11 protein-coding genes and 1 pseudogene are annotated in these 15,059 nt (G+C 64.9%); 3 read left to right on the top strand and 9 right to left on the bottom strand.

Features of this window, described 5'->3' with window-relative positions:
- Nucleotides 1–12 precede the first annotated feature (12 nt).
- From D1F64_RS06235 to D1F64_RS06195, 9 genes and pseudogenes are all read right to left on the bottom strand, one after another.
- The gene (locus D1F64_RS06235) at nucleotides 13–1,608 is read right to left on the bottom strand and encodes an ABC transporter ATP-binding protein (RefSeq protein WP_117411718.1); all 1,596 of its coding nucleotides are present in this window, start codon (nucleotides 1,606–1,608) and stop codon (nucleotides 13–15) included.
- Between the two features lies 1 nt (nucleotide 1,609).
- Entirely contained in the window at nucleotides 1,610–2,743 is a 1,134-nt protein-coding gene (locus D1F64_RS06230) for an ABC transporter permease subunit (RefSeq protein ID WP_117411717.1), read from the bottom strand.
- A complete protein-coding gene (gene oppB / locus D1F64_RS06225) occupies nucleotides 2,736–3,659 on the bottom strand; it encodes an oligopeptide ABC transporter permease OppB (RefSeq protein WP_117411716.1) in 924 nt (307 codons plus the stop codon). Before oppB ends, D1F64_RS06230 begins: the two co-directional genes overlap by 8 nt.
- A 25-nt stretch (nucleotides 3,660–3,684) precedes the next feature.
- Nucleotides 3,685–5,267 (bottom strand): annotated as a pseudogene (locus tag D1F64_RS06220) (peptide ABC transporter substrate-binding protein).
- A gap of 160 nt (nucleotides 5,268–5,427) precedes the next feature.
- Nucleotides 5,428–6,468, bottom strand: a complete 1,041-nt coding sequence (locus tag D1F64_RS06215) for an L-idonate 5-dehydrogenase (RefSeq protein WP_117411715.1) — start codon at nucleotides 6,466–6,468, stop codon at nucleotides 5,428–5,430.
- Between the two features lie 10 nt (nucleotides 6,469–6,478).
- Nucleotides 6,479–7,756 (bottom strand): TRAP transporter large permease, encoded by a 1,278-nt coding sequence (locus D1F64_RS06210; RefSeq protein WP_117411714.1) that lies wholly within the window; start codon nucleotides 7,754–7,756, stop codon nucleotides 6,479–6,481.
- Nucleotides 7,753–8,256 (bottom strand): TRAP transporter small permease, encoded by a 504-nt coding sequence (locus tag D1F64_RS06205; RefSeq protein WP_117414465.1) that lies wholly within the window; start codon nucleotides 8,254–8,256, stop codon nucleotides 7,753–7,755. The genes D1F64_RS06210 and D1F64_RS06205 overlap by 4 nt, the downstream gene beginning before the upstream one ends.
- Before the next feature lie 59 nt (nucleotides 8,257–8,315).
- On the bottom strand, nucleotides 8,316–9,293 hold the full coding sequence (locus tag D1F64_RS06200; RefSeq protein WP_117414464.1) for a TRAP transporter substrate-binding protein: 978 nt from the start codon (nucleotides 9,291–9,293) through the stop codon (nucleotides 8,316–8,318).
- A gap of 37 nt (nucleotides 9,294–9,330) precedes the next feature.
- Nucleotides 9,331–10,029, bottom strand: coding sequence for a GntR family transcriptional regulator (locus tag D1F64_RS06195; protein WP_117411713.1), 699 nt, complete (start codon nucleotides 10,027–10,029; stop codon nucleotides 9,331–9,333).
- 118 nt (nucleotides 10,030–10,147) lie between these two features.
- Here D1F64_RS06195 and uxuA point away from each other — a divergent pair, with 118 nt between their 5' ends.
- The 3 genes from uxuA (at nucleotide 10,148) to D1F64_RS06180 (ending at nucleotide 15,030) form a co-directional block, all read left to right on the top strand.
- Entirely contained in the window at nucleotides 10,148–11,365 is a 1,218-nt protein-coding gene (gene uxuA / locus D1F64_RS06190) for a mannonate dehydratase (RefSeq protein ID WP_117411712.1), read from the top strand.
- Nucleotides 11,362–12,744 (top strand): mannitol dehydrogenase family protein, encoded by a 1,383-nt coding sequence (locus D1F64_RS06185; RefSeq protein WP_117411711.1) that lies wholly within the window; start codon nucleotides 11,362–11,364, stop codon nucleotides 12,742–12,744. Before uxuA ends, D1F64_RS06185 begins: the two co-directional genes overlap by 4 nt.
- A 711-nt stretch (nucleotides 12,745–13,455) precedes the next feature.
- A complete protein-coding gene (locus tag D1F64_RS06180; RefSeq protein ID WP_117411710.1) occupies nucleotides 13,456–15,030 on the top strand; it encodes a radical SAM protein in 1,575 nt (524 codons plus the stop codon).
- Nucleotides 15,031–15,059: the final 29 nt, after the last annotated feature.

The following is a 15,059-nucleotide window of genomic DNA, read 5'->3' as shown; positions in this document are numbered from 1 at the left end:
ACTGTCGCGCTTTCAGGTCGCATCCAATCCCGCCGCCGTGATCAGTTCGCGCGTATAGGCCTCGCGCGGGTGCTGGAAGATGGCGTCGGGCGTGCCCTGCTCGATGATTTTTCCCGATTTCATCACCATAACCTCGTCCGCCATGGCCCGGATGACGGCAAGGTCGTGGCTGATGAACAGATAGGTCAGGCCATGGGCGGCCTGGAGATCGCGCAGCAACGTCATGATCTGCGTCTGGACGGTGCGGTCGAGCGCCGATGTCGGCTCATCGAGCACCACCAGTTTCGGTTTCAGGACGATGGCGCGGGCGATCGCGATGCGCTGGCGCTGGCCGCCCGAGAATTCGTGCGGATAGCGGTTGCGGGCGTCAGGATCGAGCGCCACCTCCTGCAGCGCCGCGCAGGCGCGGTCATCGCGCTGACGGCGAGAGAGCTGCTGCTCGTGCACCAGCAGGCCCTCGGAGACGATCTCGCCCACAGTCATGCGCGGGCTGAGCGATCCGAACGGATCCTGGAACACCAGCTGCATGTCGCGCCGAAGCCTGCGCAGATCACTGCGGTGCAGGGCGGAAAGCTCCGCGCCCTCGAAGGCGATGCGGCCCGAGGCGGGCAGCAGACGCAGCAGCGCGCGGCCCAATGTGGACTTGCCCGAGCCGCTTTCGCCCACCAGCCCCAGCGTCTGGCCCTCGCGCAGGACAAGGCTCACGTGGTCCACCGCGCTCAGCACGTGGGCAGCCGTCAGGAGCCCGCCGCCCAGGCTGAAGGCGACATGCACGTTCTCGGCCAGCAGCAGCACCGGCGCATCGCGCGGCACCGGCGGCTTGCGCCCCTTGGGCTCGGCATCGAGCAGCATGCGGGTGCAGGCGTGCGCGGGCGCATTGAATATCCGCGCCGTATCGCCCGTCTCCACCACCGCGCCGTCCTGCATCACGCAGACCCGGTCGGCGATACGCCGCACGATGCCCAGATCATGGGTGATGAACAGCACCGCCATGCCGAGACGCCGCTGGAGGTCCGCGATCAGCTCGAGGATCCGCGCCTGGGTGGTCACATCCAGCGCGGTCGTCGGCTCGTCGGCGATCAGCACGTCCGGGTCGTTGGCCAGCGCCATGGCGATCATCACCCGCTGGCGCTGGCCGCCGGAAAGCTCGTGCGGATAGCTGTCGAGCCGCCGCGCGGGATCGGGAATCCGCACCAGGCGCAGCAGCTCCAGCGCGCGGACCCGCGCCGCGCGGCGGCCGAGACCGGCATGGTGGCGCAGAAGCTCGACGAGCTGGTGCGCGACGGTGTAGAGCGGATCGAGCGAGGTCATCGGCTCCTGGAAGATCATCGTGATCTTCGCGCCGCGAATGCGATTAAGCGCCCGCGGGCTCAGGCCGATAAGCTGGGTCCCGCCATACAGCACGGAGCCCGTGGCCCGGCCGTTTTTCGCCAGCAATCCCATGGCCGCCATCACCATCTGGCTCTTGCCCGAGCCGCTCTCGCCGACTACGGCCAGCGTCTCGCCCCGCGCCAGTTCCAGCGATACCCCGCGCACGGCCTCCAATGGCCCTTGCTGCGTATCAAACGCCACGTGCAGATTGTCGATGCGCAGGACCGGCGCGCCCATCTCAGCGGTCCTTCGGATCGAGCGCGTCGCGCAATCCGTCGCCGATGAAATTCAGCGCGAACAGGATCGCCGTGAGAAAGACCGAGGGAAAGATCAGCATCCACCACGCGCCCTGCAGGTTGCGCGCGCCTTCCGAAATCAGCACGCCGAGGCTGGTCATCGGCTCCTGCACGCCAAGGCCGAGAAACGACAGAAAGCTCTCCAGCAGGATCACCTTGGGCACCAGCAACGTCATGTAGATCACGACCGGTCCGAGCGTGTTGGGGATGATGTGCCGACGCACGATACCCGAGCTGCTCACCCCCATGGCCTGCGCGGCCTGAACGTATTCCTGCCGTTTCAGGCTCAGCGTCTGGCCGCGCACGATGCGCGCCATGTCCAGCCACTCAACGGCGCCGACGGCGAGGAACATCAGGATGATATTGCGCCCGAAGACCACCACCAGAAGGATCACGATGAAGATGAACGGCAACGAATAGAGCACGTCGACGGTGCGCATCATCACCCGGTCGGTGCGGCCGCCGATATAGCCCGCGGTTGCGCCATAGAGCACGCCGATGGTGATGGCGACGAGCGTCGCCAGCAGCCCGATGCTCAGCGAGACGCGGCCGGCCACCAGCGTCCTGCTGAAGAGATCGCGGCCGTTGGCGTCTGTGCCGAAGAGAAAGCGGTGACGGGTGACATCGGCGCGCAAGGTGGCCCGCAGTCCGTCTTGCGAGATGTCCTCAAGACGCGCGTTGGCAAACAGATCGCCGCGATCCAGATAGCGCGTGACGCGCGGATCAATCGCGCGGTTCGACGAAACCGCGATGCTGATCGCATCACCGTTCAGCGAAATCTCTTCGATGGTAAGGCGGGCGCGGCGCAACGCGCTTTCCACCATCGGCGCGATCTCGACCTCGTGCGGATAGGCTGTGAGGCTCGCGGGCACCTTCACATAGTCACGATAGATGGCGTCATAGGCGTGCGGCGAGACCATCGGCCCGATGAGGCTCGCGATGACGGCCAATGCCAGCACCAGCATGGAGGCGACAGCGGCGCGGTTGGCCAGAAGACGGCCGCGCGCATCAGCCCACAGGGAGCGGCCACCGGCGGCCTGAGGCGCGGCCGATGCGGGAGTGCGGAGGCTACTCATGGCGCACCCTTGGGTCGATCAGCGCATAGGCCAGATCGACGAGCAGGTTGAACAGCACGACGAAGACGGCGATCACGATCACGGTGCCCATCACCAGCGTGTAATCGCGCGCCAGCGCACCCTGCACGAAATACCGGCCGATCCCGGGAATGCCGAAGATCGTCTCCACCACCACGGAACCCGTGAGCAGCGCCGCGGCGGCGGGGCCGAGATAGGAGATCACCGGCAGGATGGCGCTGCGCAGCGCGTGCACCACGACCACCGAGCGCGCCGGCAAGCCATAGGCACGGGCCGTGCGCACGTGGTCGGAGCGCAGCGCCTCGATCATCGAGCCGCGCGTCAACCGCGCCACGACGGCGATCTGCGGCAGCGCCAGGGTAATCACCGGCAAGACCCGGTTGACGAAGGCCCCTTCCCCCCAGCCGCCGACAGGCAGCCAGCCCAGCCAGACCCCGAGCATGAGGGTGAGCACCGGCGCCACGACGAAATTGGGGATGGTCACCCCGATCGTCGCCGCCGCCATGACGCCGTAGTCGAGGCCCTGGTTCTGTCTCAATGCGGCGAAGACGCCCATGGCGCCGCCCAGCGCCAACGCCAGCGCGAGCGCGGAGACGCCAAGCTGGATGGAAATCGGCAGGCTGCGGGCCAGGAGCTCGTTGATGGTGAAATCGCGGAAGAAGAAGCTGGGGCCGAAATCGCCCGTCGCCACGTTCCGCAGGTAGATCAGATATTGCTGCCAAAGAGGCTTGTCGAGCTGATAGACGCGCGCGAGGTTCTCCATCACCTTCGCCTCCAGCGGCCGGTCCAGATCGAACGGTCCGCCGGGAGCGATGCGCATCAAGAAGAATGACAGCGTGACGATGACAAGCAGCGTCGGCACCGCCCAGAGCAGCCTGCCCAAAACGTAGCGCAGCATGGGCTCTCGTCCTTTCGCCGCGCGCCTACTCGATGATCCTCATGTAGCGCGTGGGGTGGATGTTGAGCAGATTGTCCTGCCATCCCTGGAGCTTGTCCGACACCATGCTGAGCGAGCCGTAATAGAGCAGCGGAATATACGGCAGGTCGCGCATGAAGATGGTCTCCGCCTGCTTGAGGATCTCCGCGCGCTTTTCCAGATCGATGGTCTTCGCGGCCTCGTCCATCAGCGCGTCATACTCCGGGTTGGCATAGTTGGCGTAGTTGAAGCCGGGATTGTCGCTCTCCACCAGAAACAGAAAATTCTGCGGATCGGAATAGTCGCCGATCCACGCCGCCCGCGCGACGTCGAAATCCCCTTGTCGCGCAAATGCGCGTAATAGGACGCGGTGTCGGAGTTGAAGAACGTCACGGTGACGCCGAGCGGCTTCCACATGTCGGCAATCGCCACCGCCGTGTTCTTGTGATTTTCCGCCGTGTTGTAGCGGATTTCGACCTCCAGCGGATTGTCCTCACCGTAGCCGGCCTGCTTGAGAAGGCGCACCGCCTCGTCCTCGCGGTCGAGCGGATCCATGTCCTTGTAGTCGGCATAGGCCGGCTCGCCGTAGTTGCCGATGCCCGGCGGCACGAAGGAATAGGCGGGAACCATGGTGCCGCCCCAGATCTCCTCGGCGATGAAGGCGCGGTCGATGGCCATGGACAGCGCGCGGCGCACGCGGACGTCCTTGAACTTCTCCTTGTCCGCCTTCACGGCGTAATAATAGGTGCCGAGATAGGGCGCGACGCGGAACTGGTCGCCAAGCGTTTCGCGCATGAAGGCGGCCTGCTCGGTCGGCGCGTCGTTGTTGGAATGCAGCTCGCCCGCCTGGAAGCGCCTGAGCGCCGCGCCGCGGTCCTCGGTGGGATAGAAATGCACCGTGTCGATGGCGACCTGGTCCGCGTCGTGGAAATACGGGTTCTTGCGCAGCGTGATGCGGGCGTTGGGCGTGAATTCCCCAAGCGTGTAGGCGCCGTTCGACACCATGATGCCCGCCTTGACGAAATCGCCGCCGTGCGCCTCGATGGTGGCGCGATGCACCGGAAAGCCGGTCTGGTGGGTCAGCAGATCGAGGAAATAGGGCGTGGGCGCCTCAAGCTCGATTTCCAGCGTCAAAGGATCCTTCGCCCGCACGCCCAGAGCGTCTGGCTGCAGATCCCCCTTGAAGACCTTCTCGGCATTGAGAATGGGAAACAGCACGTTGGCGTATTTGGCGCCCGTCTCGGGCGTCATGATGCGGCGGAACGAATAGACGAAGTCGTTGGCCGTGACGGAATCGCCGTTCGACCATCGCGCGTCATCGCGCAGGGAAAACGTGTAGAGCCGGCCGTCGTCCGACAGCGTCCAACTTCCGGCCACGCCCGGCACGGTTCTGGCTGCCGCGTCCTGCGCCACCAGTCCCTCGTAGAGATCGCGCAGTACATTGGCCTCGTAGACTGTCGAGGTCTTGTGCTGGTCCAGCGTCTCCGGATCGGCCGTGTTGCCGCGGTGATAGACCATCTCGGCGGATGCGCTGAATGCCGTGACCGCCAGGATCGCGCCGGCGGTCAGCAGGCTGCGGATTGGCTTCATCGTCATGACCCGTGCCTCCTTGCGTGACGTTCCGCGACAAGAGTCCGCTCAATCACCGCAAAAGGCAACGGGGCAGCGGCGATCTGATCAGATCAATGGATCTTGCGGTCGCGGAGACGGTCCAGACGATCGCAAAGCGCGCCTCGTCCGGTCTCGGAGATCACTCGAATGTCAGTTGCACCTTGACCGAGCGGCCGCGATCACCGGCGGCCTCGAAAGCGGCGACCGCCTCGGCCAGCGGATAGCTGCCGGTGATGATCGGCGTGACATCGATGGCTTTGGTATCGATGAGGTGCACCGCTTGCGCATATTCCGCGTGGAAGCGGTGCGTGCCCCTGAGCGTGATCTCCTTGCCCACGAGCATGTTGATGGCGACCGGCAACTCGCCCGCCACACCCACCTGCACGATTGTGCCCTGCGGCCGCACCGTTGCGAGCGCGCCGCGCAGGGCCGAAGGCGCGGCCGAACACTCGAACGCCACGTCGAAATGACCCTTGTCGGCGGCATAGGCCTCCATCTCCTCCGCGTTGGTGGCAACGTTGATGGTGCGCGTCGCGCCCATGCGCGTGGCGACGGCAAGCGTCGCGTCCTGCAGATCGGTGACGACGACCTCCGACGCGCCGCCGTGCTTCGCCACGGCGGCGCAGAGCGACCCGATCGGCCCGGCGCCAGTGACCAGAACGCGCTTGCCGTGAAGATCACCCGCCTGATTGCCGGCGTGGACACAAACCGCGAGCGGTTCGGCGCAAGCGGCTTGCGCAAGCGTGGTGTTCGGGCCGACCGGCTCGCATTGGACGGCGTCGGCGACGATGCGGTCGCGGAACGCGCCCTGCTGATGCGGAAAACGCAGCGCCGAGCCGTAAAAGCGCATCTCCAGGCAGTGCTGGAACTGACCCTCGCGACAGTAGCGGCAGTGGCCGCAGGGCCGGCTCGGATTGAGCGCGACGCGGTCGCCAGGCTTGACGCGGGTGACGCCGGCGCCCACCGCCTCGATGATGCCGGCCACCTCGTGGCCGAGAATGATCGGCTCGCGCACCCGGATCGGGCCGAAGCCGCCCTCGTGATAGTAGTGCAGGTCCGAGCCGCAGATGCCGCCGGCGCCGATGGCGACCAGCACCTCGCCCGGCCCGGGGGCGGCGACTGTGTCGGTCTCGATGCGGATGTCGTGCATGTCATGGAGGCGGCAGACGCGGGTTTGCATGGCGAAGAACCTAGTCGAGCAGGATGGAGGGCAGCCAGGTGGCGATCGCCGGCACGTAGGACACGAGCAGCAGAACCGCGATATTGGTCAGCAGGAACGGCGCGATGGCGCGCACCACCGGCGTCAGCGGCAGCCTGGCGATGTTCGCGCAGACGAACAGGCAGACGCCGACCGGCGGCGTGGTCAGGCCGATCATCAGGTTGAGCACGGCGAAGGTGGCGAAATGCAGCGGATCGACGCCGACGCCCTGCGCCAGCGCCAGCAGCGGCACGAACAGGATGATCAGCGCGGCGATCGTCTCCATGAACATGCCGACGAACAGCAGCAGCACGTTGATAAGAAGAATGACGAGATACTTGTTGTCGGTCACCGACAACACCGCGGCGGCGATGGTCTGCGGGATGCGTTCGGAGACGAGGATCCAGCCGAACACGTTGGCGAAGCCCACCAGCGCCAGGATGGCGGCGGAGGATACGGCGCTGTCGATGACGATACGCGGCACCGCGCGCAAGGGCAGTTCACGATAGATGAAGAAGCCGACGACAAAGGCGTAGACGCTGGCGACGACCGCGGTCTCCGTCGGGGTCGCCAGCCCCGTCAGCAGCCCGCCAACGATCAGCGCGGTGAGTGCCAGCGCCCAGAACGCGCCGAGGAACGCCTTGCCGAGTTCACCCAGCCCCTGCCAGGGCTGGCGCGGAAAGTCGCGGCGGACCGCGATGATATAGGTGGTGACCATCATCGCCAGGCCCATCAGGACGCCCGGGACGGCTCCGGCGAGAAACATCTTGCCGACCGAAATGCCCGACAGAGCGCCGACGATGATCATCGGCACGCTGGGCGGGATCATCGGTCCGACGGTCGAGGAGGCAGCCGTGACGGCGGCGGCGAAGTCGCCCGGATATCCGGCCTTCTTCATGCCCGGGATCATCATGCCGCCGATCGACGCGGCGTCGGCGACGGCGGTGCCGGAAATGCCGCCGAACAGCATCGAGCCCGCGACATTGGTGAGCCCCAGGCCGCCGCGCGCCCAGCCAACCAGCGCGTTGGCGAAACGGATGATGCGGCCGGTGATGCCGCCGCTGTTCATCAGGTTCCCGGCGAGGATGAAGCCGGGAATGCACAGCAGCACGAACACGTCCATGCCGGCGTACATCTTCTGCGGCATGACCGCGAGGGGAATGCCGGCGAAGAACAGATAGGCCAGCGAGGCGAGACCCAGGGTGACGGCCACCGGAATGCCGACGATGAGACCGCCGATGAACACGGCGATCAGAATGGCGAGACTCATGACGCGTCACCGGGCTCGGACTGGGGCAGGCCGTCGGACTCTCCCGCGAGCATGGCGACCGCGCGCAGGAGGGAGAAGACAAGCAACGAACTCAACAGCACCAGAACGCTGATATGGATGTAATTCATGCGCCAGCCGAGGGCGGGCGAGGTCTGGAAGGCACCGATCGACGTGAATTGCCAGGCCGGCGCCAGCAAGGCGCCGCACAGGAACGCCGTGGCGAGCGCCGAGATGAGCCGCAGGCGCCACGGCCAGGGGCCGGGAAGCGTCTCGCAGACCAGATCGACGTTGACGAGATCGCCATTGCGGTAGGACAGCCCGACGCCGCAGGCGGCGAGATAGAGCAGCGCGAAACGCGTCAGCTCCTCGGTCCAGACAGGAGAGTCGGAAAACACCGAACGGCCGAGGACCTGGATGAGCACGGCAATCATCAGCACCACGAAGGCGATGCCGGTGGCCGCGCGGCTCAGCCTCTCGAACAGGGAAATCAGGTGTCGCATCGGCGCGCGGCTTTCCAAAAGTACGGCGCCGGACCCTGTGTCCGGCGCCGCAGGATGCATCAGTTGGCGAAGAGGCCCTCTACGATCGTCTTGATCTCCGGCTTCACATTGGCAAGCACGGCATCCTTGGCCTGAGCAGCGAATGCGGCGCCATCGACGTCGACAAAGGTCATGCCCTTTTCGGAAAGTTCGGCAACGAGCGCCTGCTCATCCTTCAGGAACGCCTCGCGCTCGAAGGCCTGGGCGCGCTTCGCGGCTTCCATCACCGCCGCCTTGTCGGCGTCCGAAAGCTTGCTCCAGGTCAGTTCGGAGATCACCAGATAGATCCACGAGCGCACATGCTCGGTCTTGTTGACGTATTTCTGAACTTCGTTGAAGTTCGCCGACTTGATCAGCGCCAGCGGATTTTCCTGCGCATCGATCGTTCCGTTCTGCAAGGAGGTGAACACTTCCGAGAAAGCCATCGGCGTCGGGCTGGCGCCAAGCGCCTTCCAGACATCGACAAACAGCGGCACGTTGGGCACGCGCAGCTTCAGGCCATTGAGGTCGTCCGGCGATTCAATCGGGCGGTTCGAGGTGAGATTGCGCGGACCGCGGGCGAAATAGGCGATGGGCCGGACCCGGGCCTTCTCAATGATCTCGGCCTTGATCTTGTCGCCGATGTCGCCGCTCGCGACCTCGTCCATATGCGCCAGTGATTTGTAGGCGTAGGGCACGGCAAGCAGGGCCGCCATCGGCGCCCAGTTCTGCAGGCTCTCGCCGGTGATCGTCATGTCGGCCGTGCCGAGCTGCATGCCGTTGATCAGGTCCATTTCCTTGCCCAGCGACTCGTTGGGATAGACCTCGACCTCGATGCGCCCGTTGGTGAGCGCCTTGAGTTCCTCGCCGAATTTCACCGCGGCCTTGTGCCAGATGTTCTGCTCGTTGGCGAGATGGCCGAGCTTCAGCGTGATGTCGGCGGCCATCGCCTGGCCCGTGAAGACGGTGGCGGTGAGGCCGGCAAGCAGGATTTTTCCGAATTTCGAAGTGTTCAGCATTGTTTCCTCCATATGCTGTCGTGTCATTCGCGCGGGCCTATCCGTCCGCGTCGTCGAAGAATTCCGGTCGCTCAGCAGCGATGACCGGCAGATCGTTGAGAACCTCGCGCAGATGTCCGCGCATGGCGGCTTCGGCCGCCGGCACGTCGCCGGAGGCGATCGCCTCGGTGATGGCGGTGTGCTGGGCGACAAGCTTTTCCAGGGGGAACTGAAAGGCCGACAGGTAGCGGACGCGATCCATCTGCGCCTTTACGCCTTCCACCACGTTCCAGGCGTAGGCCTTGCCGGCGGCCTCGGCGAGGGTGCGGTGAAACAACTCGTCAAGGGCGATGAACCCCACCGCATCGTGCCCGGTCAGCTTGCGCTGCTCGACCAGTTGCCGACGCAGCTCCGCCGCCAGGGCGGGGTCCGGATCGGCGGCAAGCAGCTTGATGACGTCGGCTTCGATCGCCTCGCGCACGAAACGCGCATCGATCACCGCGGACACCGCGATCTTGCGCACGAATGTGCCGCGCTGCGGCCGGATCTCGAGAAGCCCTTCCTCGGCGAGCTTGATGAACGCCTCGCGCACCGGCTGACGGCTCAGACCGTAGGCAGCGGCGATCTCGGATTCGGAAATACGGCAGCCGGGCTGCAGATCGCTCTGGATGATGCGCTCACGCAGGATTCGATAGAGCTGCGGCCCCACGACCTCGCCCTGCCGGATCAGCCAATCCGTTTTGACCTGTAGGTTCATCTCGTCCTCCCGCGGTCAAGATCGCACCATACTTCCATACTAGTCAACAAAATATCTTCTTGCTAAAGATAGGCCCCGGCGCACCAATGCCGCTCGAAGCAGAAACGGTGAGAATTTCATGAGACAGACCTGGCGCTGGTTCGGACCGCGCGACCTTGTGTCCATCGATGACATGCTGCAGGCCGGGGTCGAAGGTGTCGTGTCGGCGCTGCACCACGTGCCGACGGGCGCCGTGTGGACGCCTGAGGAGATCGCGCAGCGCCAGTACGATATCTCCGTCATGAAGGACGGCACGCCCTCCGGTTTGCGGTGGGAGGTGGTCGAAAGCCTGCCGGTTTCCGAGGACATCAAGAAGCAGCAGGGCGACTGGCGCGCGCACATCACCGCCTACAAGGAGAGCCTGCGCAATCTCGCCGCCGCCGGCATCGAGGTGATCTGTTACAACTTCATGCCGGTGCTCGACTGGACGCGGACGGATCTCGCCTGGCGGCTGCCCAACGGCGCCACCTGCATGCGCTTCGACTATGCCGACTTCGCCGCCTTCGACATCCACATCCTGGGGCGTGCCGGCGCGGCGGCCGAGTTCCCCGCCGACATCGCCGAGGAAGCCGGCCGGCGCTTCGCCGCCATGGACGAGACCACGCGCCAGGCGCTGGCGACCAACGTGGTGTTCGGTCTTCCGGGCGCCGCCGAGCATTTCACCCTCGACGACGTGCGCCGCCAGATCGGCGAGTACGCAACCGTCTCGGCCGACCGTCTGCGGTCGCATTTCGTGGCGTTTCTGGAGGAAGTCGTGCCGGTGGCCGAGGAACTCGGAATCCGATTGTGCTGCCATCCGGACGACCCGCCCTTCGGCCTGCTGGGGCTGCCGCGCGTCATGTCGACCGAGGCCGACTTCACCGCCATCCTCGACGCAGTCCCCTCTGCAGCCAGCGGCATCACCCTGTGCTCGGGTTCGCTCGGCGCCCGGCCCGACAATGACCTGCCCGGCATGATGCGCCGGCTCGGCGGCCGCGTGCACTTCCTGCACCTGCGCAACGTCACGCGCGAGACGGACGGCCTCCGCGGCTCCTTCCACGAGGCCGAGCATCTGGGGGGCGACACCGACATGGTGGCGCTGGTCGCGGCCGCGCTCGATGAGGAAGCGGCGCGCCGCGCGGCCGGCCGGCCGGATCACGCGATCCCGATGCGGCCCGACCACGGCCAGGACATTCTCGACGATCTCGGCCGCCGCGGCCAGCCGGGGTATCCGGCCATCGGGCGGCTGAAGGGACTGGCGGAACTGCGCGGCATCATGACCGCCCTGTCGCATCCCGCGTCGGGGCGGCACCCATGAACCGCCTGCCCCGGCTTGTATCAGTCGATGACATCGCCGCCGGCGTGCGCCGGCCGGCCTACAGACCGGAGGATCATGCGGCAGGCATCGTGCATCTCGGCATCGGGGCGTTCCACCGGGCGCATCAGGCGGTCTATACCGACGACGCGCTGGCGGCGAGCGGCGGCGACTGGCGCATCATCGGCGTCAGCCTGCGCGGGACAGCGGCCGCGGACGCCCTCAACCCGCAGAATGGTCTCTACACGCTGATCGAGCGTGGCGAAGGTGAGGCATCGGGACGGATCATCGCCAGCCTGGATCGCGTCATCGCGGCCACACGGAAGCCCGGCGCGGCGCTTGCCGCCATGACCGATCCCGCCATCCGCATCGTCAGCCTGACCGTCACCGAAAAAGCCTACGGCATCGACAGAGCCGCGGGCGGCCTTGACGAAAGCCATTCGGCGGTTGCCTACGATCTTGGCGATCCCCGCGCGCCTTCTGGCGTGCTCGGCCTTCTGGTCGAGGCGCTGCGCCTGCGCCGCGAGGCAGGAACGCCGCCGTTCACCGTGCTGTGCTGCGACAACCTGCCCGACAATGGCGCGCTGCTGCGGCTGGGCGTGGTCGACTTCGCCAGCCGCGTCGACCCGGGCCTGGCCGCCTGGATCGAGACCAGCGTGGCGTTTCCCGCCACCATGGTCGACCGCATCACCCCCGCCGTGACACCCGCGGCACTCGCCGACACGGCGCGGATGACGGGACGCGACGACCAAGCGGCGATCGAGACCGAGGTCTTCACCCAGTGGGTGATCGAGGACCATTTTCCGCAAGGCCGGCCGAACTGGGAAGCCGGCGGCGCGATCTTCGTCGCCGACGTGGCGCCCTATGAGCGCATGAAACTGCGCATGCTCAACGGCACGCATTCGATGCTGGCCTACGCGGGCTTTCTCGCCGGCCACACGCTGGTGCGCGATGCGATGGCCGATCCGGCGCTGAGCGCCCTGGTCACGCGTCATCTGAAGGCCGCCGCCGCCACCCTGGCGCCGCTGCCGGGGATCGATCTCACCGCCTACGCGGCGAGCCTTGCGGCCCGCTTCCGCAATCCCTCGATCGCGCATGAGACCTATCAGATCGCCATGGACGGTACCGAGAAGCTGCCGCAACGCCTGCTGCAGCCGGCGCTCGTCGCGATGGAACAGCGCCAGGACATCCGCCCCTTCGCCTTCGCCGTGGCCTGCTGGATGCGCTATTGCCTCGGGCGGACGGATGATGGCGTGGCCTACGCGCTTCGCGATCCCCGCGAACAGCACATCCAGGCCGCGCTGGCGCGCGTCGACACGCGTGATCCCGCGGCCATCGCCGGCACGCTCCACGCGCTGCCGGGTGTCTTCCCCGCCCCCTGACCGCCTGCAAGCCGTGGCGCGCACGCGTCGAGACGGTGCTGGAATGCTTGCTGGAGTCCGGCGTGCGCGACGCCATCAGGACCGAAGCGCGCACCGCGGCACGCTGACCGCCGGAAGTCAATCGGGCCGCGCTTTCGCAACCGCAGTGCGTTGAACGGACCGAAGGGGCGTGGCGCCAGCAGGCAGGGAGCAACAAGCAAATAAACTCAGATGCTTGCAGTCCCGCGCCCGCCAATTTCCTCATCAAATCGTTTGCTGTAGCCATCCAAGAAATCAACCGGCACCCTTGACGCCAAGATCCGCATTGAGGCCCGTGCCGCGATGGCTCGATTGGATGGGAAGTCAAACCTGCCAGGATGATGTTCCAGGCCCTTACCGTAAGGGAATTCGACGAAGGGTGCGTCGATAAAGAGCACTCAAGATTTGATTTCAAGCACCTTTTTGAGTATTTTTTCCTTTACCCGACGTTTTCGGGAGGCATTTTCAATAACCTCCAGTTGCGTCCACAGCATCTGTAAATTTTGACAGTCCTCCATGAGATACTACTCATCTTTGCGATGTCATATTGTTTTAGCGTTGCCGCATCGGGGCCAGATCCTGAATTCTACTGTCGGACAGCATCGTAAAAAATTCTTATGGCGCCAAGATTTTTTCTCTGTTTCTCCGGCAATGCTTTGCGGGTAACGTGCCGACTGATCAACGAGCGTGATATTGAAAGGCAGCGAGAAGGCGATGGATGTCTATTTGATCGCTCCGATGCCGACTTTCGGCCTGGACACGCTCGTCTCGGATAAGGTCGTACACTTGAATGAGCGGTATGCGCTCATGGCGGCTGCCGGGATCGCGACGGTCGCCGCGTTTTTCGACAGCGATTTCGGGCTCAGACTGTGTGACGAGTTGATCGAAGACGTCGATTTTGAAGATCCGTCCGAGGTGATCTGCATCAGCATGAATGTGGCGCAAGCGGCACGGGGCATCGAGATCGCCCGGCGGTTCCGCGCCATGGGCCGAACGGTCATCATGGGAGGCGCGCATGTTTCCCTGGCCCCCGAAGTCTTCGAAGGGGAGGCCGAGTGCCTGGTCATCGGGGAGATGGAGCCGGTCGCGGAAGAGTTCGTCCGGAACTTGCGCGATGGGCAACTCAAACCGCGTTACCACGGATCCAAAGCCGACATGGCACAATCGCCCCCGCCGCGGTGGGACCTTTATCGCAACGACCGTGCCGTATCGGGAGTCGTCCAGACCAGCCGGGGCTGCCCATTCGAGTGCAATTTTTGCGACGTCATTCAGTATCTGGGCCGCACACAGCGTCACAAGCCGACGGAAGCGGTTATCGCCGAGACGCAGTCTCTTTATGACCACGGCTATCGCAGCATACAACTCTCCGATGACAACTTCACGGTCTATCGCCAAAGGACCCGTACGCTGCTCGATGCGCTGGCCGCGTGGAACGGCCGCGACGGGCGCGACCCGGTGCAATTCATCACCCAGGCGTCCATCGATCTGGCTCGCGACGATGATCTTCTGCAGCGCTGCAATGAGGCCGGCGTCAGGGACATCTTCATCGGCATTGAGACAAGCAACATCGAAGCGCTGAAGGAATCCAAGAAGCGTCAGAACTTGCGTCAGGACCTGGTTCAGCAAACCGGGAAGATTGTCGAAGCCGGAATCGCCGTCACCTCGGGGATGATGGTGGGGTTTGACGCCGATGATCTGAGCTGCTTTGAGCGCCAGTTCGCGTTCGGCATGGCGCTGCCCATTGTCACCCTGCGGGTGACGGTTCTTGTGGCGCCCATCGCAACGCCGCTTTATGCCCAGATGAAAGCGGAGGGGCGCCTTTTCAGAAATGGCGAGGAGGACGTCTTTCCGGGAGGCGATCTGTGGACCAACATCGAGCCGCTCAACATGAGCCGCGAGCAGCTGGCCGAAGGGGCGGTGTGGTTGGTGAATGCTCTGTTGGAGCCGGACAATGTGATACGGCGGTTTGAACACATGACGTCCCTACTCGGGACCCCTCCAGAGCATTTACGCCGGCCGCTTCACCAGAAGATGGGCGGCACCGGTGCTGCCGCCATGCTGAAACTCATGAGGGTCGGAGCCAAGGACCCGGGCGCCCGCCGCGTGATCGAAGCTGTCAACGAACTGTCCAAAGCGCGCCCGGAAATATCATGGGACCTCGCGACAGCGTTGTCGTCTTACTTGAATTCCTATCTCTCCGTTAAGCAATTGCAGGGACATAGAACAAAATCAGGTCGCCAGATTGCCGCGTACGCCGATGCCTCGTGAACCCAAAATATCCATGATCCCGCCGACCG

Source organism: Breoghania sp. L-A4 (assembly GCF_003432385.1).
Lineage (GTDB): Bacteria > Pseudomonadota > Alphaproteobacteria > Rhizobiales > Stappiaceae > Breoghania.
This window is presented reverse-complemented; position numbering and strand designations above follow the sequence as displayed.

Coding starts and splice junctions, on each gene's coding strand:
- uxuA (WP_117411712.1), top strand. CDS start 10,148: ATGAGACAGACCTGGCGCTGGTTCGGACCGCGCGACCTTGTGTCCATC.
- oppB (WP_117411716.1), bottom strand. CDS start 3,659: ATGCTGCGCTACGTTTTGGGCAGGCTGCTCTGGGCGGTGCCGACGCTG.
- D1F64_RS06200 (WP_117414464.1), bottom strand. CDS start 9,293: ATGCTGAACACTTCGAAATTCGGAAAAATCCTGCTTGCCGGCCTCACC.
- D1F64_RS06205 (WP_117414465.1), bottom strand. CDS start 8,256: ATGCGACACCTGATTTCCCTGTTCGAGAGGCTGAGCCGCGCGGCCACC.
- D1F64_RS06210 (WP_117411714.1), bottom strand. CDS start 7,756: ATGAGTCTCGCCATTCTGATCGCCGTGTTCATCGGCGGTCTCATCGTC.
- D1F64_RS06230 (WP_117411717.1), bottom strand. CDS start 2,743: ATGAGTAGCCTCCGCACTCCCGCATCGGCCGCGCCTCAGGCCGCCGGT.
- D1F64_RS06195 (WP_117411713.1), bottom strand. CDS start 10,029: ATGAACCTACAGGTCAAAACGGATTGGCTGATCCGGCAGGGCGAGGTC.
- D1F64_RS06215 (WP_117411715.1), bottom strand. CDS start 6,468: ATGCAAACCCGCGTCTGCCGCCTCCATGACATGCACGACATCCGCATC.
- D1F64_RS06185 (WP_117411711.1), top strand. CDS start 11,362: ATGAACCGCCTGCCCCGGCTTGTATCAGTCGATGACATCGCCGCCGGC.
- D1F64_RS06235 (WP_117411718.1), bottom strand. CDS start 1,608: ATGGGCGCGCCGGTCCTGCGCATCGACAATCTGCACGTGGCGTTTGAT.